Genomic DNA, 25141 nt, shown 5'->3' with positions numbered 1-25141 from the left:
GGTAATTCACTCTTCTTGTTTTTGACCAACTATCCTGTCAATCCAATATCGCGGTTCCCTATGCAAATGCGCTACCGCAACAACAATAATTGTTTCTGAGTCAATGCCGTAAATGATTCCATAGGAAAATCGTGAAAGCAGACAGCGGCGAAGCCCTTGTTCTATTTCCACATTTGAGAGAGGGTATGACGCTATTCTTCTGATTGCACGGTCAATATCATCTAAAAATTGCATTCCCAAACCGCGCGATTGGAAATTATACCATGCAACAGCATCATCAACCTCAGATTGCGCGGGTTTTAAAAAACGGACTTTCATCTGGTGCGATATTTATCCATTACCTGCTCATAGCTTACTGTTTCTATTTTCCCCGACTTGTATGCCTGCCAACGTTTTCGCGCCTCATCTGCCCAAATGCGGTCAATCTCAGGGTCAGGTTTGTCAAGCTGCATCAAAATAGAATCTACCAGTTCTATCTTTTCACTGTCCGGCAAAGATTTAATCTTTGCCGCAAATTCATCATTGATTGTTCCCATAGCACACACTCCTTATTTTATATTTACATCAACATTATTGTCCCAATATTAAATTAAGCATATGCTAAAATACTTTGAGAATCAAGGGTTTTATGAAATGGCAATTTGGCGGATAGGATTACCAAGGCAGACAAAACTACACAAAATAGTCCCATGAAGGGTTTGGGTGAGGGTGTGGCGCAACTGTAATATCAGATTCAAATTGCCTTAATCCAGTTTACGCTCAAAAATTGCTCAGATGCAAGGCCATTGTAGCTTGCCGATCCCTGCTTAATACTTGCAGGGACAAGTTTATCGGCGTTTGTAACTCAAACCTTCAGGTTTGAGTTTTCAAGGCTAAAGCCTTGAGTTACAAAATGCGCCCAATGAATTGGGCAACTACAATATGTTGAGTGCAGCGTGAGCTGCTTAATCCGCCTGCTTTCTCAAAAATGTCGGTGTATCGTAGGCGTCCTCGTCAATGACATTGAAACCGCCAAGGGGCCTGAGCCTTTGAACCTCCGCTGTTCCCACCTCTAATTTTTTTTGTTTCTCTCTTCTGATAATAGTTGGGATATCCATGTCGCCGACAATAACAGCCGGCGCGATGTATTTTATAGGCGATACCCTTTTGCCCTCTTCTTTCCCAAAACCTGTGGCAATGACAGTAACCCTGACCTCTTCACCCATCTTTTCATCAATTACTGCGCCGAAGATAATATGGGCATCCTCGTGCGCCTCTTCCTGAATAAGCATTGAGGCCTCATTTACCTCATGCAGGGTTATGTCAGATGAGCCGGTGATGTTTATAAGCACGCCCTTTGCCCCATTAATGGAGATATCCTCCAAAAGCGGGCTGGATATGGCCTTTCTTGCAGCCTCCACCGCTCTGTTATCCCCGCGGGCAACGCCTGAACCCATAAGCGCAAGCCCCATCTCACTCATTATGGTTCTGACGTCGGCAAAGTCCACATTTACAAGCCCGTGGATTGTTATAACATCCGATATTCCCTTTACAGCCTGATACAATATCTCGTCCGCCTTTTTAAACGCATTGGGAAGGGGAGTGGTCTTCTCTGCGATGGACAAGAGCCTCTGATTCGGAATGGTTATAACAGTGTCTACCGCCCCCTTGAGCGCCTTTAGCCCTTCATCTGACTGTCTCATCTTCTTCTTTCCCTCAAAGGTAAATGGTTTTGTTACAACTGCAACTACGAGGGCGCCAACCTCTTTAGCCACTTCTGCCACAATGGGCGCGCCGCCTGTGCCTGTGCCGCCGCCCATGCCTGCCGTGATAAAGACCATATCAGCCCCAGCTAATGCCTCCATGAGCCTGTCTCTGCTTTCTATGGCTGAGTTTCTGCCTATCTCAGGGTTTGCCCCTGCGCCAAGGCCTTTTGTCAGATTTTCACCTAATTGAATCTTTACAGGCGCCTTTGATAGGCCGAGGGCCTGGGCGTCTGTATTGGCAGTCAGAAATTCCACCCCCTCAAGCTGACATTCTATCATTGTATTGATGGCATTGCCGCCGCATCCTCCGACTCCTATGACCTTAATCTTTGCCCCTTTGTTAAAACTATCGGCTAATTCAATCATATATACCTCCTTTTTTAGATTGCGGATTGCAGAATTCGGATTTGGGATTTAGAATCCGCAATCCGAAATCGCAATTCGTAATTAGAAGAACTCTTTGAACCATCCCTTCATCCTTTCAAGCAGTTTGTTGAATACCTGTTTATCCCCCCTTTCAAACACTGCTATTGTCGAATGTTTTTTGCCATACAAAACCAGCCCCACGCCTGTGGAATACATTGGGCTCCTCACAACATCAACAAGTCCGCCGATGCCTGTTGGCATGCCTCTTCTGACAGGAAGATTAAAAATCTGCTCTGCCAGCTCAACCATGCCATCCATAATAGCTGTTCCGCCTGTAAGCACAATTCCTGACACTATTACACTTTCATAACCTGATTTGACTATCTCCTGATTTGCAAGCTGGAAAAGCTCTTCTACCCTTGGCTCAATAATTTCTCCTAAAATCTGCCTTGAAACAATCCTTGGTTTCCTGCCCCCAACGCCGGGCACCTCTACGGTTTCATCCTTATCTATCATTGATATCATGCAGCAGCCGAACTTTTTCTTTATCTTTTCCGCCTCCTCGGCAGGCGTTCTGATGCCTACAGCGATATCCCCTGTAATCTGATTCCCTCCAAGCGATATAACCGCAGTATGTTTTATGGTTCCGTTATGGTATATGGCTATATCTGTGGTTCCGCCTCCAACATCAATCAGCGCAACGCCAAGGTCTTTTTCATCATGGCCTAACACCGCCTCGCTGCTTGCTATCTGCTGAAGGACAATATCCGCTACGGCAAGACCGGCCTTATTCACGCTCTTTACGATATTCTGCGCTGATGCAACCGCAGCAGTAACTATGTGAACCTTTGCCTCAAGCCTTGTTCCTGTCATGCCAAGCGGTTCCTGTATGCAGTCCTGCTGGTCAAGGATATACTCCTGAGGTATTATATGTATAACCTCCCTGTCTGTTGGAATGGTTACGGCCTGAGCAGCCTCTATAACCCTTGCTATGTCAGCCTTTGTTATCTCCTTATCCTTTACAGCTATAACGCCGTGGCTGTTAAATCCCTTTATGTGTCCGCCCGCAATACCGACATAAGCCGTATTTATCTCGCATCCCGCCATAAGCTCAGCCTCTTCCACGGCCTTTCTTATAGACTGGACTGTGGAATCTATATTTACCACCACGCCTTTTCGCAAGCCCTTTGAAGGGTGTGTGCCTATGCCTATAATCTCCAGCCCCTCCTGTTTTACCTCTCCAACAATGGCGCATATCTTTGTTGTTCCAATATCAAGACCAACGATTATATTATCCTTCTTTGCCATTCTCTTTTATCACCCCCTCTGTTTCCTGTAGGGGAAGGGCTTGTCCCCTCCTGTCGTGGGACAGGCATCTTGCCTGTCATAACAGGCTGGCCTGTGCCACTGGAGACCACAAGGGTCTCTCCCCTACTTGAATCTTGTAACTTTTAAGAGGTTAATCTTACCACTACCCCCCTGTTATAGTTCAAACCTATAAACTCTACGTCTGCAAGGCCGTTTCTTGACTGTATTATCCTCTCAAGCCTTGCAAGTTTCTCTGTAAAATCCTCTTCGCCAATCTCAATCCTTGTCCCTTGCTGCATTGTGTAGAGTGTAAGGCCGTATGTCTTGTCAATATTTATTTCTGATAGTTCATCATGGGTAAAAATTCCATTTTTTGCCAGAAGATGTATGAGATTTATCGCCTTTATCGCAAGTTCAGATGTCTTCCCACCGGCCTCAATATCCTCCCTTGTAAGACCTGTGATGATAGGGAGGTCAATATCATCTCCCATAGAGGTCTTTTTGAATATTCTCCCGTTTTCATCAACAAGATAAAGGCCGTCGAGATTGATAAACGCAACAGGCCTTCCTTCTTTTATCTCTATGTTAAGCCTATCCGGAAAATTTCTTGCAACATTTACCTCGGACACCCATGGATTAACCCTGATGCCTTTTTTAATATCAGCCGCATTTATTTCAAGAAGATTATCACCAATATTGACGCCGGCCAGCTCTAAAATCTCCGCTCTGGATACCCTCATGTTGCCGCCGACCTTTATTTCCTTAATCGCAAGATACGGACTCTTCAAAAGTTCATGATATATATGCAATGAGCCAAAAACAATAAGCAGCGCAAAAACAAGGCATACCCCTGCCTTGAAAATACGGACAGCGCCTCTTGATTTAAGCGTCCGCAATATCCTTCTTGGCAAAGGTTCTTTTCTTCGGATGTTTCTTGGTTTTTTCTTAAAATCCATCATGCCATTCCTTTGCCCCGAAAATGTTTTATACCCCCCATCAAAATCTCTTCCACCATCTCCGGAAAACTTATGCCTGCGCAAAGAGCGGCCTTTGGAAGGAGGCTCATTTCGGTCATACCGGGTATGGTATTCACCTCCAGCACATACGGCCTGTTTTTATAATCAAGCATTATATCAACCCTTGCAGCGCCGCGGCATCCAAGGCTATCGAATGCCTTCAAGGCGATACTATTCACCTTTTTCTCAAGCGTCTTTGGAAGCGGGGCAGGGGCAATATATTCTGTCATACCCTTTGTGTACTTTGCCTTGAAATCGTATATCCCGCCCTTCGGTCTTATCTCTATAACCGGCAATGTTCTGCCGTTTAATATGCCGACAGTCAGTTCCCTGCCCTTTACAAATCTCTCTATCAACACAGTATCATCGTAGCGCAAAGCCTTTTTTACTGCCTTTGCCAAATCGCTTTTATTCTTTACCACGGTTACACCAATGGTAGAGCCCTGCGAATTAGGCTTTACAATAAGGTGGGAGCCAGGGGCTTTAAACATGGATATGAAAGATTCAACACCCATGTTTTTTAACCCCTTAACTCCTAAACTCATAAATGCAGGGGTTGGTATTTTGTTAAGCATAAAAAATTTTTTTGCCACTACCTTATTTGCGCATACTGCGCTTGACATGATACCTGACCCGGTATATGGAACCCCGATTATCTCTAATAAGCCCTGAATAGCCCCGTCCTCGCCGTATTTTCCATGAAGGGCTATAAATGCCATATCTATCTTTTCTTTGGTGAGCTGTTCATAAACATCCTTTCCAACATCTATTTTTATAACGTTGTAACCTTTTTGAATCAGGGCATCATAAACAGCCTGACCACTCCTAAGCGAAATACCCCTTTCAGTAGACATCCCACCCATCAAAACACCTATTTTCTTTGATTTGAAATTTGCAATTTGCAATTTTATCAATCTTCCCCCACAACCTTTATCTCCGTTTCCAGCAATATGCCCTTTACCTTAAAAACCTTATCCCTTGCCATTGCCATAAGGGTAAGGACATCCATTGCTGTAGCATTGCCAAGATTGACTATATAGTTTCCATGAACCTCTGAGATCTGCGCGCCTCCGGATTTAACGCCCTTTAAGCCTGATTCCTCTATAAGCCTGCCTGCTGAAAGCCCTGGAGGATTTTTAAATATGGAGCCGGCATTGGGTAGGATTATCGCCTGCGTAGTCTTGCGTCTTTCCTTAAATTCCTTTATTCTGTTTTTTATTTCTTCCGGGTTGTCCTTTTTAAATTTCAGATGCGCCTTTGTAATAATCATATTTGCAGACAGTTCGCATTTCCGATAGGAAAATTTCAAAGATAATTTATCAAAACTATGCCTTTGACCGTTAAGGTCAACAGTCTCCACTCTTTTCACAATATCCTTTATCTCTCCGCCGTATGCCCCTGCGTTCATAAAAACAGCTCCGCCTATTGTCCCCGGGATACCGACTGCAAACTCAAGCCCTGCAAAACCTCTGCCCTTGCAGAGGTTAACCAACTCAATTATCCCCACCCCCGCGCCAACTGATGCCTCATCGTCACCTATCCATAATACCTCTTTAAAACCATCAGAAAGATTTATAACAACGCCCCTTACACCGTTATCCCTGACTAATAGATTTGTTCCCCTGCCAAGGACAAAGACAGGAAAACCTTTAATAGAGGCAAATCGGATGACATCCACAAGGTCGCTCTCATCTCCTGGAAATGCCATTACATCCGCATTCCCGCCTATCTTAAAAGATGTATAATCCTTCATGGGAACATCAAAGAGCATGCGGCCCTTGAAGCCGGAGAGCGCTGGACGCGGAGTACGGGGCGCAGAATGAGAAATAGGAAATGTCATTACATTCCACCTCCTGCTTTTGAGTTTGCGCTGCTTACTGCTGACTGCTTACTGCCTACTGTCTTTACCATCTCCTCAGATACCTGCCATATATTGCCTGCCCCTAACGTTATAACTATATCCCCCGGCTTTGTAATTTTATTTAAATAATCCGGTATATCTTTTTTATCCGGTATATAAACTACATCTCTATGGCCGTATGCCTTTATGCTGTTATAAAGCGCCTCTGAAGAAATCCCCTCTATTTTTCCCTCGCCTGCCGGATATATGTCAGTGAGCACCAGGGTGTCCGCATCATTGAATGCGGATAAAAATTCCTGGAAAAGGTCTTTTGTCCTTGAATAACGATGAGGCTGAAAGACTGCCACCACCCTGTTGTCCCAGCCGGCCTTTGCAGCCTTAAGTGTTGCCTTTATTTCAACAGGATGATGGCCGTAGTCATCAACGAATGTAATGCCGTTATATTCGCCTTTAATCTGAAATCTCCTCTCCACACCACTGAAATTTGAAAGGGAATCTCTTGCCTCTTCAAAACTCATGTCAAGCTCCATTGCCACTGTTAGGGCAGCCAATGAATTATAAACATTGTGTTCTCCTGGAATCTTCACACTAACCCTTCCCAATTTTCTGCCCCTCTGCCAGACATCAAATGAGGTTTTAACTCCTTTTATCTCCATGTCTCTGGCGCTGAAATCCGCCTGGGCAGTTAAACCATATGTTGTATGTCTTCTCGTAACCTTTGGGATAAGCCCCTGGATATTAGGGTGATCCATGCAGAGAACCGCGCACCCATAAAATGGAATCTTATTTATAAAGGCAAGGTAGGCGCCTCTTACCTCATCCATATCCCTGTAATGGTCCATATGCTCTCTGTCAATATTTGTAACCACTGCAATTGTCGGTGAAAGCTTTAAAAAACTGCCGTCGCTCTCATCCGCCTCTGCTACAAGGAATTCACCTTTCCCAAGTCTGGCATTGCTTCCAATACTGTTGAGCTTGCCGCCTATAACAACGGTTGGATCCATACCGTGTGAGCCGAGGATTGTCGCAATCATGGAAGTAGTTGTTGTCTTTCCGTGAGTGCCTGCTATTGCTATGCCGTATTTCATCCTCATAAGCTCTGCCAGCATCTCTGCCCTCGGGATAACAGGTATCAGTTTTCCCCTTGCCGATACAATCTCAGGATTATCTTTTTTAACAGCGGACGAATAGACAACCACATCTGAGCCATTTATAAATTCAGGCCTGTGGCCGATAAATATTTTAGCTCCAAGGCCTTCCAATCTCCGCGTAATATCCGATGCTTTCATGTCAGAGCCTGTAATATTATACCCGAGGTTTAAAAGCACCTCTGCGATGCCGCTCATACCGCTGCCGCCGATACCTATAAAATGGATATGTTTTATACGACCCTTATACATATCGCTTCGCTCCAATGCAGATTGAAAATTGCAAATTTGAAATTGTAAATTGAAAAACAGTCATTTTAAAATTTTCAATCTTCAATCTTCAATTCAACATTTGTAGAATGTTGTCCACTATCTCCTTTGCCGCATTCGGCCTTCCCAGAGCTTTTGCATTTTCTCTTATCTTTTTTAATTCATCAGGGTTTTTATAAAATCTCTCAATAAGAACCGCCATCGCATCTCCTATAATCTCGCCTTGCCTCATCATGATTGCAGCCCCTTTATCAGCTAAACATCTTGCATTTATTTCCTGATGGTTATTAGCTGCAAATGGATATGGTATGAGTATAGAGGCAATCCCCAGAGCGGTTATCTCGGCAATGGATGTAGCCCCTGCCCTGCATATCACCATGTCTGCCTGAGAGTATGCATGAGCCATATCATCTATAAACCTATAGACATCGGCCTTAATCCCTTTTCTTTCGTAAGTCTCTTTTACTGTTATGTAATCCGCATCCCCTGTCTGATGAATAATCCTGATGCTGTCTCTTATATCAGCGAGATATTCCAGCGCATCTAAAAATGCCGTATTTATTGCCTTTGCCCCCTGGCTTCCGCCGAAGATGAGAATTGTGAATTTGCAATTTGCAATTTGCAATCCCTGCTTAATACTTGCAGGGACATGTTTGCAATTTGCAATTTCCAGAATCTCCTTTCTCACCGGATTTCCTGCCAGGATTACCCTCCCGCCTGGAATTTTTTTTTTGGTTTGTTCAAATGCCACATATATCCTGTCTACAAACCTTCCCAGAAGCCTATTGGTTAAACCTGGCATCGTATTCTGTTCAAGGATAGCTGTCTTTATCCCCAAAAGCCTTGCTGCCAAAACAACCGGACCAGAAGAATAACCACCCGTACCTATGACACCATCCGGTCTGAATGGCTTAAGAATCTTCTTTGCGGCAAAAACTGCCTTTGCTGCCTTTAAGCCTGCCGATACTTTATTATATATCCCTTTTCCTTTAAGGCCTTCTACATCCACAAATTCTAAAGCATAACCATATTTTGGAACAACATCCTTTTCTATGCCCGCAGCGCTTCCTATAAATAGGATCTCGCAATCTTTATCCCTTGCCTTAAATTCTTCTGCCAGCGCAAGGGCAGGAAACAGATGCCCGCCGGTGCCTCCTCCTGTTAATACAATTCTCAACCTAAAATCCGTGAAAGGCATGCCTTTCACTCCCTGACTCCTGTTTTATATATATTCAACAGTATCCCCATCCCTATCATATTTACCACAAGGGATGTTCCGCCATAGCTTATAAACGGAAGGGTAAGTCCTTTTGTAGGCAAAAGGGCCAGTACCACAGCCATATTTACTGCTGCATGAAGCACAATTAAGAGGGTAATGCCTACGGCAAGGTATTTGCCAAAAAGGTCTTTTGCCTTTAAGCTAATCCTTATGCCTGAGATAAGTACAATCAGATAAAGCATGATGAGCGCAGAAACCCCTATAAGCCCAAGCTCTTCTCCTACCACAGAAAGGATAAAGTCGGTATGGGCCTCCGGCAGATAAAACAGTTTCTGCTTCCCCTCGCCAAGGCCGACACCCCAGATGCCGCCTGCGCCAAAGGCAATAAACGACTGCACAAGCTGGAACCCTGCGCCTCCTGAATCCCTCCATGGATCTAAAAACACAAGCACCCGTTTCATTCTATAGTCGACTTTCGTAACCATAAGATAAATAAATGGCATTGAAAGAAGAAGTATGGAAAAAAGGTATCTTAATCTTACACCTGCAATGAACATCATGATAATTGTAATTACGCCAAGAGATAAAGCTGTTCCGAAATCCGGCTCTTTTAAGATGAAAAGTATAATAAGCCCGCTCATTATCATCGGCGGGACAATGCCAAGGGAAAAGGTTTTTATCTTATCCTTTTTTGCCGCAAGATAATATGACAGGTATATAATAAGGGCCAGTTTGGCAGGCTCAGAGGGCTGAAAAGTCAAAGGGCCGAGCCTTATCCATCTTTTTGCGCCTCCCATCTCATTTCCAAGGCTTGGGATGAATGTGAGAAGAATGAGCGAGATAAGGCTTGCAAAAAATATTAAGTATGCCCGCCTTCTATACAAATGATACTCTATATTCGCGGCAACAAAAAACAACAGAGAACCTAAGACGCTGAATATGAGATGTTTTTTTACAAAGAAATATTCACTGCCATACCGTTTCATAGCCATTATGTAGGTGGTGGAATAGACCATAGTAAAGCCTATTGCCACAAGGGCCATCATAGCAAGGATAAGGGATTTATCTATTTCTCTAACTTTAATCATAACATCTCCACCAATCTTCTGAATACATCGCCCCGTTCCTTATAATCTTTGAACATATCAAAGCTGGAGCATGCAGGTGACAATAACACCACATCTCCTTTTTCAGCCTTATTGCTGGCAATATCCACAGCTTCTTTCAAGGACTCAACTGTTGCAATATCTGTTAATCCTTTAAAGGCATCCCTTATCTTGTTTTTTGCCTCGCCCAGAAGTATCAGATGCCGCACCTTATTTTTTATCAAATCATTTAAAACCCTGTAATCGCCGCCCTTGTCCTTGCCGCCGGCAATAAGGATAACAGGCGCATTAAGCCCTTCAAGTGATTTTTGAAGCGCGCCTATATTTGTGCCTTTGGAATCATTATAATAGCTCGTTCCATTTATCTCCCTTATAAGCTCCATCCTATGGGGAAGCCCTTTAAATTCTTCAATGGTCTTTAATATTGCATCCCTCGAAACACCGCAGGCCTTTGCAGCGGCAATGGAAGCCATTATGTTTTCTATATTGTGGATACCCTTAAGTTTGAAATTTGCTGTGGGATAGGATTCTTTTACTCCTCCAACAGAATAGTTAATGCTGTTATTATTGTAACAAACCCCCTCCTTCAAAATTTTACTGCTGCTAAAAGGTATTACTTTAGGTTTTGAGTTTTGAGTTTTGAGTTTTGAGTTGATAGTGGTATCATCAAAATTTACAATAGCAACATCTCCTTCCTCCATATTCTCAAAGAGCCTGAACTTTGCGGCAGCATACTCGTCAAAGCTCGCATATCTATCCAGATGGTCTTCAGTAATATTTAAGAGAACGGCTATATGGGGTCTGAATTTCCTGGTACCTTCAAGCTGAAAGCTGCTCACCTCAACAACAATATAATCTGCAGATTGATTTGATGCAACATACTCAATCAACGGAAGCCCTATATTCCCGCCGACAAAAACCTTATTGCCGCCTGATTCCAGTATCTTGCCAATCAGTGTTGTTGTGGTTGTTTTTCCATTGGTTCCAGCTATAGCCACTATAGGCTCTTTTATAAAATTGAATGCAAGCTCCACTTCGCTTATGATTTCCACACCCTTTTTTCTTGCCTCTTTAAGAGGCTCTATATCAGGGAAAACACCGGGGCTTAAAATAATGAGATGAGCATTTAAAAAACGTTTAATACTGTGTCCCCCTGTTTCTACTTCTATGCCGTTACTGCACAGGTCATCAATGTCTTTAATCTGAGATGCCGGTAAAATATCCGTAGCCGCAACAATAGCGCCTTTCTCCTTCAAAAATCTGGCGGTAGAAACCCCTGTCCGCGCAAGACCCACTACAAGGACATTCCTGTCTCTTAAATCAAGTGGTGGTCTCTCTTTGCTGATTGTTGTTTGCATTATCATCGGAGTTTCAATGTGCTTATTGCTATGAGCGATAGTATTATGGATATTATCCAAAACCTCACTATGATCTTCGGCTCAGACCAGCCGTTTAATTCAAAATGATGATGTATCGGGGCCATCCTGAATATCCTTTTACCCCTGAGTTTGAACGACCCCACCTGAAAGATCACTGAAAGCGCCTCAACTACAAACACACCCCCAACTAGAACCAGTAGTATTTCCTGCTTTGTAATAATTGCTAATGTCCCCAATGTCCCTCCCAGCGCAAGCGACCCCACATCTCCCATAAATACCTGGGCAGGATAACTGTTAAACCACAGAAAACCAAGGCTTGCTCCGACCATAGCCCCTGCAAATATGGTCAGCTCCCCGCTATTTGGCACATACATTATCTGGAGGTAATTTGCTATCTTGGTATGGCCTGTAAGATAGGTAAAAAGCATATAGGTTGCTGCTGCTATTGTTATCGGCCCTATAGCAAGGCCATCTAATCCATCTGTGAGATTTACTGCATTTGACGCCCCGACTATAACAAGGATAACAAATGGGATATAGACCCACCCCATCGCTATTACTACATTCTTAAAAAATGGAACAGTAATGGAAGTGTTAAACCCTGTGAAATACAGAAATAAGGCTGCGCCGAGGGCGATGATGCACTGTCCGAGAAGCTTATGACTGGGCCGCAGCCCCCGGCTGTCCTTTTGCGCCCATTTTTTATAGTCATCTATAAAACCTACTATGCCAAATCCGGACGTAACCGTTATCAGCAGCCACACATACGGATTTTTAAGATTTGCCCACAGCAAGGTCGGAACAATTATACAAAAAAGGATGATTATACCGCCCATTGTCGGCGTTCCCTCTTTACTCAAATGTCTTGCCGGACCATCATTTCTTATCACCTGGCCTATCTGCATAAGAGAGAGCTTTCTTATAATATAAGGTCCGCTCAGAAAACTTAAGACCAGGGCAGTCACAACCGCATAGATTGTCCTGAATGTAATGTATTGAAATACATTAAACAGGGTGTGGTATTTAACTAAAGGATATAATAAATGGTATAACATTAGTCGCTTCGCTCCATTGCAAAATGAAAAGTGCAAATTGTAAATTTAAAACTTATTTCATTTTGCATTTTTCAATTTGCAATCTTCAATTTGCAATTTTTAGCCCTTCTACTATCTCCTCCATTGCAGCCGCCCTTGAACCCTTTATCAGAATAACATCGCCTTCCTTCACTACATTGTTAAGCGCCTTAATCAGCTCTGCCTTATCATGTGCCTTGTATATTTTATCCGGCAACATACCTTTTTCCATTGCTCCGCTTACCAGAGCATCGCTATAAACACCGATAGTAAAAAGCATATCTATGCCGGTATCCTGCGCAAACATCCCTACCTTTTTATGGGCATCGTCTGACATCTCTCCCAGCTCAAACATATCGCCAAGGACTGCAATCTTTCTGCCCTCCATATCTGCAAGCGTCTTTAGAGCCGCTTCCATAGAGAGCGGGTTGGCGTTGTATGTATCGTCAATGATTGTTATTCCATTTCTCAAGGTAACTATTTCCATCCTGCCGTGCATAGTTTCCGCGGCATAGAGTCCTTCCATTATCTCTTCTTTTGTTACACCAAGGGGAAATGTAGCTGCAATGGCTGCTGCGGCATTATAGAGATTATGCGTACCTGTATATTTTAACTTCACAGGAATTTCTTCTCCCATAACTAAGAATGAGGCGGATATTCCTGATGAACTTTTTGCCTCTTGCCTCTTGACACTCGCCTCTTTTAACATCACATCCGCCTTTGACTTTAAGCTGAAGGTAATCTTTTTTACGTTGATATTCTCTGCTATCTTTTTAAGCCATGGGTCATCAATATTTATTATAGCGGTCCCATTGTCATCCATGCTTTCAAAGAGTTCACCCTTTGCGGATGCAACACCCTCTACGTTGTTAAGTGTAGCTGTATGCGCCTCGCCGATATTTGTAAGAACAGCCACATCTGGTTTGCAAATTTGAGCGAGCCTTTTCATCTCGCCTTTTTCGCTTATTCCAAGCTCAACCACAGCGGCCTTGTGGATGTTGTTAAGGTTGAATATCGTAAGAGGAAGACCAATAAGATTATTGAGATTTCCTTCGGTCTTTATAATAGGACGCGAGTTTTTAAGTATAGACGCTATCATATCCTTTGTTGTTGTCTTGCCGCAACTGCCGCTTATCGCTATAAGCGGGACGAGATGCCTCTCTCTCCAGTATAGCGCAAGATCACCGAGGGCTTTAAGCGTATCAATAACCTCAACTATCCCAAATTGCAAACCATAACTTCTGGCTTCTGACGATACCACAGCCCCTGCCGCCCCTTTCTTAAACACATCGCCAACAAATTTATTGCCGTCAAACCGCGGCCCTTTTAAGGCAAAGAAAAGCTCTCCTTTATTTACAGTGCGGGAGTCTGTTGAAACGCCGTTGATTAAACCCTCACTGCCCCCGCTTGCAAGACAACCGTGCACAGTCTTTAAAACTTCTTTTATCTTGAGCCTAACCATATAAAAAAAGAATCCAGAATACAGAATAAAAACTACTGACTACTGACTACCGACTTCTGACTTCTGTATTTAACCTCCATTGCAGCCTTTATCTCCTTTGTATCCTCAAAGGGAATATTCCTGTCGCCGATTATCTGGTAATCCTCATGCCCCTTGCCGGCAACAAGGATAATATCGCCCGCAGCCGCAAGATTTACAGCGGCCATTATTGCCTCATGCCTGTCAGGTATGGTTCTATAACCATGAGTAATTTCGGATTTAAAATCCAGTATCTTTGGACAACCTTTTATTCCCGCCTCAATCTCTTTTATAATCTCCATCGGATCTTCGCTTCTCGGATTATCTGATGTGATTACCGTGAAATCGCTCAGCCTTGCTGCAATTTCTCCCATCACAGGCCTTTTGCCCCTGTCCCTGTCGCCGCCGCAGCCGAATACAGTGATAAGCCTCTTCTTCGCAAGCGGCTTTAATGCGACAATCACCCTCTCCAATGCATCTCCTGTATGGGCATAATCAACTACGGCCTGGAAACCGTCTTCCGAAATAATTCTTTCAAGCCTGCCTGGAACTCTTTTTAGAGCAGCAATACCTTTTTCTATAGTCTTTTTATCCAGCGCAAGGCCGATGCCAACACCGACCGCTGCCATAATATTTTGCAGATTATATTCGCCCAAAAGCGCCGAAGAAATCTTTACAGAGCCAATAGGTGTATCAAGCATGGCCTCTATGCCTCTTTCGGAAAACGAAACTTTAACAGGATAAATCTCCGCATCCTGTTTAAGGCTGTATCTGATAAATTTGCAATTTGCAATTTGCAATTTGCAATTTAACAATCTCTTTCCCCATGGGTCGTCTGTGTTTATTACTGCAAAACCATCCCTTTCTCTGGCCACAAAATCAGTAAATAACATGGACTTGCTTTCAAAATACTCCTCCATTGTCTTGTGGTAATCAAGGTGGTCCTGAGTAAGATTTGTAAATACCCCGCCAACAATCCTTGAGCCAAAAACCCTTTTTTGCGCAAGGCTGTGAGAAGAAACCTCCATAACGCAATGAGTCACACCGCTGTCTAACATTGCTCTGAAAATCCTTTGAAGGTCAGGCGCCTCTGGTGTTGTATGCGGCGCATTAAAAATTTTATCCTTATAGCGGTAGTTAATCGTGCCCACAACCCCGGCATTGAAACCGGCAGTCCTCAATATTGACTCTACAAGGTATGTTATGGTTGTCTTTCCATTTGTCCCTGTTACGCCAATAAGGGTCATGTTTCTGCAAGGCTCTCCATAAAATGCCGCGGCCACACTTGCCATCGCCTCCCTTGCATCAGGCACTATTATCTGGACTGCATTGAGGTCCCCAAAAGCCTCTTCCAGGATAACAGCAGAAGCCCCCCGCGCCAATGCATCCTTGACAAAGGCACGGCCGTCAAGATGCTGCCCTTTGACAGCAGCGAAAATAAAATCCCTGTTCACCTGCCTCGAATCATAGGTAATGCCACGGACAGGTATATCGGCATTGCCGATAACATGACTACCTGGAAGATTTTTTATCAATTCTTTTATCTTCATCTGAACCTCACCTCTGCCAATTCACCCTGAGTAATTCTTTCTCCTGGCAACGGCTTCTGATACACAGCTTTTCCGCTCCCTGAAATCTTTATATCAAGAGGAATTTCCCTTGCTAATCTAAGGACAGACCGCATTGTCTTGTCTCTTAAATCAGGCATGTGAAAAAGGTCTTCTCCTTCTTCATCTGAAGAATCGGTATTTTGCACGACATACAATAATCTATCTGGCTGCTTATCCGGATTGGCGCTGCGGCTCTTTGAAAATATTCCGAGATAAGAAAGGCTCTGAGAGGCAATCTCCTTAAAAACAGGGGCGGCAATCTGCCCTCCATAAAATCCGATAGCGGGTTCATCAACCGCAACCAATATAGCAAGCTCCGGATTATCTGCAGGAACAAATCCTATAAATGAACTTACATATTTATCCGCTGTGTAACCCCCTTGAGAGAGATCAGGTTTCTGCGCGGTGCCTGTCTTGCCGGCAACCTCAAAACCAGCTACTGCTGCCTTTGCGCCGGTGCCGTCTTTTTCAGTTACCGTTTTCAGAATACCGGTTACCCTGTTTGCAGTTTCTTCAGATATAACCCTTCTCACCACTGACGGCCTGATTTCTTCAATAACATCGCCCTTTCCATTTACTATTTTCTTTACAACATACGGCTTCATAAGATAGCCCTTATTTGCAATTGCAGAAAATGCGGATAAAAGCTGTATCCCTGTTGCGGATATGCCCTGGCCAAAGGATATATTGCCAAGGGACACCTTTGACCACTGTTTTAAAGGAGGCACAGAGCCGAGCGCCTCCCCGGGGAGGCCTATGCCTGTTCTGTCCCCGAACCCAAAATCCTTTATATATCTATGCATCCTTTCCTTTCCCAGTCTGTCTCCTGCCTTGGCAGCGCCGATATTGCTGGAGTATTTGATTATCTGGGCAAGGGAGAGCCAGCCAAATTTTTTAACATCATGAAATGTCCTGTCAGCTACGACATAATTGCCATTCTCACAAAAAAATAGGTCGTCAGACCTGGCTGCCCCTTCTTCAAAAAGGGCAGCGAGCAGAAAGGCCTTGAATGTTGAACCTGGTTCAAATGTATCTGTAATAGCCCTGTTGCGCCAGATATTGGGGTTATTATATTCAAAAAAGATATCAGGATTAAACTGCGGCGAGTTGGCTATAGCAAGTATCTCTCCTGTCCTCGGGGCCATTACTATAACCATGCCGCCTTTTGCATTGGCGCTTGAAACAACTTTAAGAAGCTCCTTTTCAGCTATATACTGAATAGTCTTATCTATAGTAAGAATTAAATCTTTACCCCTATATGCCTCTTTATCCGAATTGCGGAATAAAATCTCGTTGCCAAGGGCGTCCCTTTCTCCTATGAAGCGGGCGGAGGCTCCTGCCATATATTCATCATAACCTAATTCAATGCCTTCAAGACCTTTAGAATCTAATCCAACAAAGCCAATAAGGTGACTGGCAATGTGGGGGGTGGGGTAAAACCTCTTTCCCTCTTTAATAAAACCTACGCCTCGTATATTCAATCCCTTTACCTCTTCAGCCTTAATAAAATCCAGTTGTCTTTTGATCCATACAAATGATTTCCCGGATGTAAATTTAGCTTCTAGCTCTCTTTTATCCATAGAAAGGGCGGCGGCGAGAAGACTTGCCGTTTTTTTAATATTATCAATCCTGCCGGGCTGCGCATAAACTGAATCAACCTCCATACTGACAGCAAGTTCACGCATCCCCCTGTCATAGAGGGTTCCCCTTATGGGAATGATATTCATTGTCTTTAAATGTTGATCATCCGCCCTGGCCTTAAGCTTACTCCGCTCTAAAACCTGAAGCTGAAAGGCCTTAATAAAAATTACTATAAATATAAAAACAAATAATAAAAAAATTGTAATAACACGAAATCTTAACCATGGGATAGCTTCTTTCATTTTACCGTTATTATCTGCTCCCCTTTTGCATAGACAAGGCCAAGCTTATCTGATGCAATGACCTCTATTCTCTGGGGAGATTTTAATGAAAGGGATTCGAACTTAAGCCTCTTGTTCTCAGCCATAAACTCAACTCTTTCTTTATTTGCTTTTGCTATTTCATAACCAAGGCTTACAACCAGAAGCCTGCTCCAGAGGTAAAAGAGTGTAAAGAAGAGGATAACTATAATTACCTTAAAAGCTGCAAACAGCGAGCCGGCAACTTTTTGTTTAACCATTTGCCCTGCTATAACCCTGGCAGAAAATATGCCTTTTGCCGCTAAGTTAGACATCTATACCCTCTCCGCCGCCCTGAGCTTGGCGCTCCTTGCCCTTGGGTTGATTAGAATCTCTTCCAGCGACGGAGCAACAGGCCTTTTAGTTATAATATGCAATTTGGGTTTTTGACCGCAAACGCACTTTGGAAAATCATTGGGGCATACGCAGCCCTTCGCAAGTTTTCTAAAAGACTCTTTTACAATCCTGTCCTCAAGTGAATGAAAAGAGATAACAACCATCCTTCCCCCTAGTCCCAGAAGGCCTACCCCGTCATCAACGGCTTTTTTTAAATTGTTTAGTTCGTCATTTACAGCAATCCTTATTGCCTGAAATGTCCGTGTGGCGGGATGGATATCTCTTGGATGAAACTTCTTTGGTATGGCGAAAGATACGAGGTTGGAAAGTTCTTTTGTGGTGGATATAGGCCCGTGCCGTCTTTTTTCAACAATGTCCCCAGCAATCCTCTTTGCCCATCTCTCTTCCCCATACTCCCGGATAATCTTTTCCAACTCTTTCATAGAAAGTTCATTTACAATGTTATACGCAGTCGTTTTTTGCCTTTTATCCATCCTCATATCCAGCGGCGCATCAAACCTGAAACTAAACCCTCTGTCAGGTCTTTCAATATGATATGAAGATACACCGAGGTCTAATAAAATCCCATCAACCTCTTTTATGTTTAAATCTCCCATCACCTTTTTTATATCAGCAAAATTTTCTCTGACCAGAGTCAAACGTTCTGAATAATCCTTAAACCTTTCCATTGCTGCCTGAATTGCATCTTCATCCCAATCCATTCCTATAACCTTGCCTGCGGGCATACTGGCATTTAATATCGAACTGGTATGGCCGCCTCCTCCAACCGTCCCATCCACATATATCCTTCCATGTTTGCACGCAAGAAATTTTACAACCTCCTCCGGCATAACCGGCAAATGCCTGAATACCATTTAAAGCCCCAGCCCTGAAAGAACCTCTCTGGCTTCATCAATATTCTCCTCTGCCCTCGCTATTATTGACTTCCATCTTGCCTTCGCCCAGATTTCAATCTTCATAAGCGTTCCGACAAGGACAATATCCTTTTCCAGTTTTGCATGCTCCCTCAGTACAGGCGGCACAAGTATTCTACCGAGCTTATCTATAGAGCACTCAGTTGCGCCGGAGATAAAGAACCTTAAAAAATCTGCAGTCTCTTTTTTTAACGTAGGAAGTTTACTGGCCTTATCTTCTACAATCTGCCATTCGATAAATGGATATGCTACAAGACATCCGTCATAATGGTTAGTAAGAACAAGTCTTTCATCATATTTATCCAGCAGGACATCCCTGAATTTAGACGGAATACTAATTCTTCCCTTTGGGTCAATGGTGTGTTCGAATCTCCCTCTAAGCACAGTCTATCCCCTTTCTTTCCCCCCCACCAAAATCCTTGGTGTGGTGATATTCCACTTTATTCCACTTTATCCCACTTGGCATAAACTATAGTCCTGCTCTAAAAGTTTGTCAAGAGAAATTTAACAGATTTTAACCAAATTTTTGCATTGCCAAATTTTATAAATTTGTAACCCTATAAATGATTTATCCTTGACAGATAAAATATCCTTATGTTAGGTTTAAAAACAAATATGCCGGAGTGGTGAAATTGGTAGACGCACGGGACTCAAAATCCCGCGAGGGCAACCTCATGGGGGTTCGATTCCCCCCTCCGGCACCAGGATATTGAACTGTTTATTGCCAGGGGAAAAGGGAATAAAAAATATTGACTTAAATTTTAATCCATGTTAGAAGTAACTTCTTTTTTAGGAAGACATGGAAGAAAAGAATGAGGGCTTCCTTAAAAAGGTGACATGGCTGTCCTCCCTTGGCATATCCATGGTGGTTGCCACCTTTGTAGGGCTCTATATAGGTGTTTATTTAGACAGGGTATTTTCTACCGACCCGTGGTTTACAATAATATTCCTGATAATTGGTATAGTAGCAGGATTTAGAAATATCTATACATTGATAAAGAAGTATGGTTACTAACGCCATTCAGCAGATTAATTTTGATATACTTCATCCTCTGTTTGTAAAGGTGGGAAGGGCAAATTTAATTATCTCTGCGATTGCCTTTATTATTACTGCGATTGTTAGCTCAACTTTTATGGTTTTAAGTGTTATTATCGGAACTGTCATTGGCATGGCAAATCTCTCTATATTGGCGCGGACTGTAAAAAGCGGTTTTTTATTCAAGCCTGACAATGCACAGCGGTTTGTTATAACAAGGTATTATATAAGGTTTATTGCAACCATTTTTATCATAGGCATACTGGTTTCAAAAAATCTCGCTGACCCTGTGGGGCTTATTATAGGTTTTAGCATAATAATAATAACTACACTTTTAGCTGCGATATATTTTTCAAAACATGTCCCTACAGAGCCTGCCCCAGTGGTAGTAAGCAGGGGCATTAAGCAGAGAAAGGAGGCAGCCTGATATGCATCCGCAAATAATACTTCCATTATTCGGCTTGCAAGCTCATACAGCAATGATGTTTTATATCATTTTATGCCTTGGTCTGTTCAGCTATTTTGTCTCAAAAAGATTAACCCTGGTTCCTAACAATACTGCTCAGAGCATTGTGGAGCTTTTGCTTGAAGGCATTAAAAATTTAGTGGAAGAGACAATGGGGCATCACGGCAAAAAATATTTTCCGTTTATTGCAACGTTGGGTTTGTATATCCTCATTTCGAACCTCATAGGTTTGATACCGGGTCTGCTGCCACCCACAGCGAATCTAAACACTACGGCAGGCTTGGCACTGGTTGTTTTTTTTGCAACACACATAATCGGCATCAAAGAGCATGGGCTGAAGTATATCAAACGCTTTGTGGGTCCAGTGTGGTGGCTTGCGCCGTTAATGATACCCATTGAGGTCCTCGGCCATCTGTTCAGACCTGTGTCATTATCCCTGCGTCTTTTTGGGAATATGATGGGACACGAATTGATTATCGGGATCCTGATGCTCCTGGCCCCTTTCTTTGTGCCGGTGCCGGTTCAGATGTTAGGCATCCTGGTGAGCTTTATACAGGCATTCATATTTTCTTTGCTCGCAACGATGTATATCGGAGGGGCGCTGGAAGAAGAGCATTAGTACAATGCAGTGTTAAGTGATTAGTGAAAAGTGTTAAGTAAAAAACCCAACACTTAACACTCACAGCTCAACACTAATTTAATAGAAAGGAGGTAAATATGAAAAAAATACTATTAACAGTTGTCATTGCAATCGTTTTCCTTGCAGGCTATTCTCCGGTTGTAATGGCTGCTGAAGAAGGGATAAGGTCATCCGGTGGCGGCAACACTACATTCTTTATAGTGGTTGTCCTAGTTGCCGGGTTTGGAATGGCCATCGCTGCCATTGGAGCTGCTTTTGCACAAAGTAATGCCCTTAAAAGCGCGTTGGAAGGTATAGCAAGGAATCCCGGAGCATCCGGACAGATACTAACCACAATGCTGGTAGGCTTGGCCATGATAGAATCGCTGGCCATATATGTCCTGGTCATTGCATTGATTCTGTTGTATGCAAACCCGCTTATTAAATATGTAATAGCTGGGTAATAATCCAGTCTACAAACCATAGTCACCAGTCACAAGTAACTTGTCACTTATGACTGGTTATGACTGGTGACGTAATCACTTGTGACGTGTGACTTTTTTATGACACAACTTATATTATCCAATTATCTTCAACCATATCTTGTCCAGATAAACAGATTTCCTCTCCTGTCAAAAGATGAGGAGTTTGCGCTTGCTGTCCGTTTCAGGGAACAGAATGATATTGATGCTGCCCATAAGCTCATAACCTCAAACTTAAGATTTGTTGTAAAGATTGCTATGGGATACAGGAACTATGGGTTAAGGCTGGCCGACCTCATCCAGGAGGGTAATATCGGACTGATGAAGGCGGTAAAGAAATTTGACCCGTTCAAGGGTTATCGCCTCATCACCTATGCGGTTTGGTGGATAAGGTCTCATATCCAGGCATTTATATTAAAGAACTGGAGTCTTGTTAGTAAAGGCGCAGTCAACCTTAAAAAGAAACTTTTTTATCAACTTGAGAGGAATAATGAAAGAAGTCAGGAGTCAGAATACAGGAGTCAAGAGTCAGAACCGGGGATTGGGAATTTGCCATCAGAAGATGCGGAATGTCGCGACCTATCTCTTGACAACGAGATTGGAGAAGACGATGTTACATATCTTGATATGCTTCCTGATACATCATATAACCCGGAAGATACTGCCCTTGTCGGCCAGGAAGACAGTATTGTAAAAGATAAAATATCAAATGCCCTTTCAGCCCTAAAAGAAAAAGAACGATATGTTATAGAAAACAGGTTTATAGCCGAGCCTTCCTTAACTCTGCAGGAGATAGGAGACGGGCTTGGGATAACAAGGGAAAGGGTAAGACAGATAGAAAACGCGGCTATTAAAAAACTGAAACAAAGGAAAGAACTTCAGGCATTAGCCAAGAGTGCAGGATAATACTTCCCAATTCCCACTTCCCAATTTATATCGCCCCGATGACCATGGGGGCATACCAAATCCTATCAAATTTTACTTTACACTATCGGCCGAATAAGGTATTAAATAGCCTGTAACCTGTGAAAGGATTGGATATATTGGAAAGAAGGCCAACATTAGCCATTGTAGACAGGGCTGCTATTAAATCAAATTACTTTGAGTTAAAAAAAAATATTGCAAAAGATGTGGAGATGCTTGCAGTGGTCAAGGCAAATGCCTATGGCCATGGCGCTGTAGAAGTAGCAAAAACCCTGGAACATGCTGGGTGCAATTTCTTTGCCGTTGCCATGTGTGAAGAAGGGGTAGAGTTAAGAGAGGCTGGCGTTAAATCGGCCGTCATTATTCTCGGCGGCATTTATCCGAATCAGATCAGGGATGTCATAGAATATGATCTGACGCCGGTGATATTTGATATAGAGACGGCAAGGATAATAGATACCCTTGCAGGCAAAACTGGAAAACGGATTAAGGTTCATATAAAGATTGACACCGGTATGGGGAGGCTCGGACTGCTTTCTTATCAGGTGTCGCCGTTTTTTAAAACCATTAAAGGGCTTGCCAATCTGGAGGTGGACGGCATTCTTTCCCATTTCGCGGAGGCAGATGAGGAAGATAAAGAGTTTTCAACAGAACAGTTAAATCTTTTCCTGAGGATAATAAAGGCTGTCCATGATATTGGATTTAATCCGAGGTTAATACATATCTCAAACAGCGCCGCAATTGTAAAACATGCGGATTCACACTTCAATCTGGTCAGACCCGGCATTATGCTTTACGGCGCATACCCAGCCGGGCACATGATTGGAAAGATAGACCTTAAGCCGGCCCTGAGACTCGTTACGCAGATAGTTCATATTAAACAGGCGCCAAAGGGTTTTTCCGTAAGTTACGGAAGAAAATACATAACTAAAAAAGACAGCATCGTAGCCGCAATACCTATCGGTTATGGAGACGGTTATCCCCGCTCCCTTTCTAATAAAGGAGAGGTTTTGATAAGGGGCCAGCGGGCAAAGGTGGCCGGAGCAATATGCATGGATATTACAATGCTGGATGTTACCCACATAAAAGGCGTAGAGCAAGGGGATGAAGCAGTTCTCATAGGAAAACAAGGTGATGACAAGATTACTGTAGATGAACTCGCAGAAAAGGCAGGCGCTATATCTTATGAAATACTCTGTGGGATAACAAGCAGGGTTCCGAGAATATATATATGAGAGAATTCTTTGAAGGTCTTGGCAAATGGGCAGGCAGGGTAGTAAACTTAGCAGGCGGGATGGCCCTCATGTTGTTTCATGCTGCGGCATGGATGTTTGTCCCGCCGTTAAAACTAAGGAACATCTTTAGACAGATGGAGTTTGTGGGCGTAAAAAGCTTATTTGTGGTTATACTTACAGGCGCATTCACAGGCGCTGTTCTGGCCCTTCAAAGCTACAATGCCTTGAAAAGGTTTGGGGCAGAAAGCCTTGTCGGCCCCACTGTTGCTCTGAGCATGGCAAGGGAGCTTGGACCTGTTTTAACAGGGCTTATGGTTACAGGCAGGGCAGGCTCTGCAATGGCTACTGAATTGGGCACAATGAGGGTTACAGAACAGATAGACGCCCTTTATACAATGGCTGTAAATCCCATAAAATATCTTGTCTCTCCCAGGATTTTGGCAGGGGTGCTTATGCTGCCGGTGCTTGCTGTTATTACTGACTTCGTCGGGGTGCTGGGGGGGTATTTTGTGGGCGTTAAGATGCTCGGCATAAACTCCGGTGTTTACATAGGGCGGACCGTAGATTTTGTAAAACCGCAGGATATCTTTGACGGCCTTATAAAGGCCTCTGTCTTTGGTCTTATACTCTCTCTTGCAGCCTGCTATCACGGTTTTAATACTGTCGGCGGCGCTGCTGGTGTGGGTGAGTCTGCCACAAAATCAGTTGTTCTCGGATGTGTGACGATACTCATTTCTGATTATTTTCTCACATCCGTGATGCTTTAAAAAATGACACCATCTCACCAGACACCTGTCACAGGTTACCGCAGAAGACTGGTAACTTGGTGACTTTGATTTATGATACAGATAATTGACCTAAAAAAATCCTTTAACAGCAAAAAGGTTCTTGACGACACAAATCTGGAGATAGAAAAGGGGCGGATAACAGTTATAATCGGAAGGAGCGGCGAGGGGAAGAGTGTTCTTATAAAACATATAATAGGCTTATTGCGGCCCGACTCCGGCGAGATACTCCTTGACGGCCAGGATATTACAAAGATGACTGAAAGGGAACTGAATGAGGTGCGGAGAAGGTTCGGCATGCTTTTTCAGGGCGCAGCGCTGTTTGATTCCATGACAGTGGGAGAAAATGTGGCATTCCCATTAAGGGAGCATACAGAGATGCCTGAGACTGATTTAAAAAAGATTGTTAAGGAAAAACTCAGAAAGGTTGGGCTCAAGGATATTGAAAATATGATGCCTGCGGACTTAAGCGGCGGCATGAAAAAGAGGGTAGGTCTTGCAAGGGCTATTGCAATGGACCCCGAGATAGTCCTTTTTGATGAGCCTACAACAGGCCTCGACCCTGTCATGTCTGATAATATTGCAACCCTTATACTTGATACACAAAGGGATTTAAAAACAACCTATATTGTTATAACCCACGATATACCATTAACCTATAAGATAGCGGACAAGATTGCCATGCTTCATGAGGGAAAGATTGTGGAGCAAGGCGCTGTGGATTATATGAAAAATTGCCAAAACCCGATATTAAGACAGTTTTTAGAAGGAAGGGCAGAAGGCCCGATAAAGGTAATGTGAT

The 25141-nt window shown here is 43.3% G+C and carries 26 protein-coding genes and 1 tRNA gene; 9 read left to right on the top strand and 18 right to left on the bottom strand.

The window, feature by feature from the left end:
• Nucleotides 1-6: 6 nt before the first annotated feature.
• The 18 genes from Q8P28_03855 to mraZ form a co-directional block, all read right to left on the bottom strand.
• The gene (locus Q8P28_03855) at nt 7-318 is read right to left on the bottom strand and encodes a type II toxin-antitoxin system RelE/ParE family toxin (protein MDP2681928.1); all 312 of its coding nucleotides are present in this window, start codon (nt 316-318) and stop codon (nt 7-9) included.
• Nucleotides 315-536, bottom strand: coding sequence for an addiction module protein (locus Q8P28_03850; GenBank protein MDP2681927.1), 222 nt, complete (start codon nt 534-536; stop codon nt 315-317). Before Q8P28_03850 ends, Q8P28_03855 begins: the two co-directional genes overlap by 4 nt.
• A 408-nt stretch (nt 537-944) precedes the next feature.
• Entirely contained in the window at nt 945-2111 is a 1167-nt protein-coding gene (gene ftsZ, locus Q8P28_03845) for a cell division protein FtsZ (protein ID MDP2681926.1), read from the bottom strand.
• A gap of 81 nt (nt 2112-2192) precedes the next feature.
• A complete protein-coding gene (gene ftsA, locus Q8P28_03840) occupies nt 2193-3419 on the bottom strand; it encodes a cell division protein FtsA (GenBank protein ID MDP2681925.1) in 1227 nt (408 codons plus the stop codon).
• A gap of 143 nt (nt 3420-3562) precedes the next feature.
• Nucleotides 3563-4375 carry an FtsQ-type POTRA domain-containing protein gene (locus Q8P28_03835; protein ID MDP2681924.1) on the bottom strand — a complete coding sequence of 271 codons (813 nt, stop codon included), beginning with the start codon at nt 4373-4375 and terminating at the stop codon, nt 3563-3565.
• Entirely contained in the window at nt 4375-5349 is a 975-nt protein-coding gene (locus Q8P28_03830) for a D-alanine--D-alanine ligase (GenBank protein ID MDP2681923.1), read from the bottom strand. Before Q8P28_03830 ends, Q8P28_03835 begins: the two co-directional genes overlap by 1 nt.
• Nucleotides 5346-6275, bottom strand: a complete 930-nt coding sequence (gene murB / locus Q8P28_03825) for a UDP-N-acetylmuramate dehydrogenase (GenBank protein MDP2681922.1) — start codon at nt 6273-6275, stop codon at nt 5346-5348. The genes Q8P28_03830 and murB overlap by 4 nt, the downstream gene beginning before the upstream one ends.
• Nucleotides 6275-7696 carry a UDP-N-acetylmuramate--L-alanine ligase gene (murC, locus tag Q8P28_03820; GenBank protein MDP2681921.1) on the bottom strand — a complete coding sequence of 474 codons (1422 nt, stop codon included), beginning with the start codon at nt 7694-7696 and terminating at the stop codon, nt 6275-6277. Before murC ends, murB begins: the two co-directional genes overlap by 1 nt.
• A gap of 88 nt (nt 7697-7784) precedes the next feature.
• Nucleotides 7785-8912: an undecaprenyldiphospho-muramoylpentapeptide beta-N-acetylglucosaminyltransferase gene (gene murG, locus Q8P28_03815; protein MDP2681920.1), complete on the bottom strand. Its 1128-nt coding sequence runs from the start codon at nt 8910-8912 to the stop codon at nt 7785-7787.
• Between the two features lie 5 nt (nt 8913-8917).
• A complete protein-coding gene (ftsW, locus tag Q8P28_03810) occupies nt 8918-10021 on the bottom strand; it encodes a putative lipid II flippase FtsW (protein ID MDP2681919.1) in 1104 nt (367 codons plus the stop codon).
• Nucleotides 10018-11403, bottom strand: coding sequence for a UDP-N-acetylmuramoyl-L-alanine--D-glutamate ligase (gene murD / locus Q8P28_03805; protein MDP2681918.1), 1386 nt, complete (start codon nt 11401-11403; stop codon nt 10018-10020). Before murD ends, ftsW begins: the two co-directional genes overlap by 4 nt.
• Entirely contained in the window at nt 11400-12473 is a 1074-nt protein-coding gene (gene mraY / locus Q8P28_03800; protein ID MDP2681917.1) for a phospho-N-acetylmuramoyl-pentapeptide-transferase, read from the bottom strand. Before mraY ends, murD begins: the two co-directional genes overlap by 4 nt.
• Before the next feature lie 85 nt (nt 12474-12558).
• Complete coding sequence (gene murF, locus Q8P28_03795) at nt 12559-13953, bottom strand: UDP-N-acetylmuramoyl-tripeptide--D-alanyl-D-alanine ligase (protein ID MDP2681916.1); 1395 nt, start codon at nt 13951-13953, stop codon at nt 12559-12561.
• Between the two features lie 32 nt (nt 13954-13985).
• Complete coding sequence (locus Q8P28_03790) at nt 13986-15521, bottom strand: UDP-N-acetylmuramoyl-L-alanyl-D-glutamate--2,6-diaminopimelate ligase (protein MDP2681915.1); 1536 nt, start codon at nt 15519-15521, stop codon at nt 13986-13988.
• Nucleotides 15518-17464: a penicillin-binding transpeptidase domain-containing protein gene (locus tag Q8P28_03785; protein MDP2681914.1), complete on the bottom strand. Its 1947-nt coding sequence runs from the start codon at nt 17462-17464 to the stop codon at nt 15518-15520. The genes Q8P28_03790 and Q8P28_03785 overlap by 4 nt, the downstream gene beginning before the upstream one ends.
• The gene (locus Q8P28_03780) at nt 17461-17796 is read right to left on the bottom strand and encodes a cell division protein FtsL (GenBank protein ID MDP2681913.1); all 336 of its coding nucleotides are present in this window, start codon (nt 17794-17796) and stop codon (nt 17461-17463) included. Before Q8P28_03780 ends, Q8P28_03785 begins: the two co-directional genes overlap by 4 nt.
• Nucleotides 17797-18732, bottom strand: a complete 936-nt coding sequence (gene rsmH / locus Q8P28_03775; GenBank protein MDP2681912.1) for a 16S rRNA (cytosine(1402)-N(4))-methyltransferase RsmH — start codon at nt 18730-18732, stop codon at nt 17797-17799.
• Nucleotides 18733-19176 carry a division/cell wall cluster transcriptional repressor MraZ gene (gene mraZ, locus Q8P28_03770; protein MDP2681911.1) on the bottom strand — a complete coding sequence of 148 codons (444 nt, stop codon included), beginning with the start codon at nt 19174-19176 and terminating at the stop codon, nt 18733-18735.
• Between the two features lie 233 nt (nt 19177-19409).
• On the opposite strand from mraZ, the gene Q8P28_03765 reads away from it, so the two are divergent.
• The 9 genes from Q8P28_03765 (at nt 19410) to Q8P28_03725 (ending at nt 25140) form a co-directional block, all read left to right on the top strand.
• Nucleotides 19410-19496, top strand: a tRNA-Leu gene (locus Q8P28_03765).
• A gap of 95 nt (nt 19497-19591) precedes the next feature.
• Complete coding sequence (locus Q8P28_03760) at nt 19592-19807, top strand: AtpZ/AtpI family protein (GenBank protein MDP2681910.1); 216 nt, start codon at nt 19592-19594, stop codon at nt 19805-19807.
• Complete coding sequence (locus Q8P28_03755; GenBank protein ID MDP2681909.1) at nt 19797-20255, top strand: ATP synthase subunit I; 459 nt, start codon at nt 19797-19799, stop codon at nt 20253-20255. Before Q8P28_03760 ends, Q8P28_03755 begins: the two co-directional genes overlap by 11 nt.
• A gap of 55 nt (nt 20256-20310) precedes the next feature.
• Complete coding sequence (gene atpB / locus Q8P28_03750; GenBank protein MDP2681908.1) at nt 20311-20913, top strand: F0F1 ATP synthase subunit A; 603 nt, start codon at nt 20311-20313, stop codon at nt 20911-20913.
• Between the two features lie 164 nt (nt 20914-21077).
• Nucleotides 21078-21377: an ATP synthase F0 subunit C gene (gene atpE / locus Q8P28_03745; protein MDP2681907.1), complete on the top strand. Its 300-nt coding sequence runs from the start codon at nt 21078-21080 to the stop codon at nt 21375-21377.
• Between the two features lie 99 nt (nt 21378-21476).
• Entirely contained in the window at nt 21477-22301 is an 825-nt protein-coding gene (locus Q8P28_03740) for an RNA polymerase factor sigma-32 (GenBank protein ID MDP2681906.1), read from the top strand.
• A 119-nt stretch (nt 22302-22420) separates the two neighbouring features.
• Complete coding sequence (gene alr, locus Q8P28_03735) at nt 22421-23554, top strand: alanine racemase (GenBank protein ID MDP2681905.1); 1134 nt, start codon at nt 22421-22423, stop codon at nt 23552-23554.
• Nucleotides 23551-24321 carry an ABC transporter permease gene (locus tag Q8P28_03730; GenBank protein ID MDP2681904.1) on the top strand — a complete coding sequence of 257 codons (771 nt, stop codon included), beginning with the start codon at nt 23551-23553 and terminating at the stop codon, nt 24319-24321. The genes alr and Q8P28_03730 overlap by 4 nt, the downstream gene beginning before the upstream one ends.
• Nucleotides 24322-24393: 72 nt before the next feature.
• Complete coding sequence (locus tag Q8P28_03725; protein MDP2681903.1) at nt 24394-25140, top strand: ABC transporter ATP-binding protein; 747 nt, start codon at nt 24394-24396, stop codon at nt 25138-25140.
• Nucleotide 25141 lies beyond the last annotated feature (1 nt).

Source organism: Deltaproteobacteria bacterium (assembly GCA_030690165.1).
Taxonomy (GTDB): Bacteria; Desulfobacterota; GWC2-55-46; order UBA9637; family UBA9637; genus JACRNJ01.
Note: the sequence above shows the minus strand (reverse complement) of the source record. Positions and strands in the feature narration are given on the sequence as shown.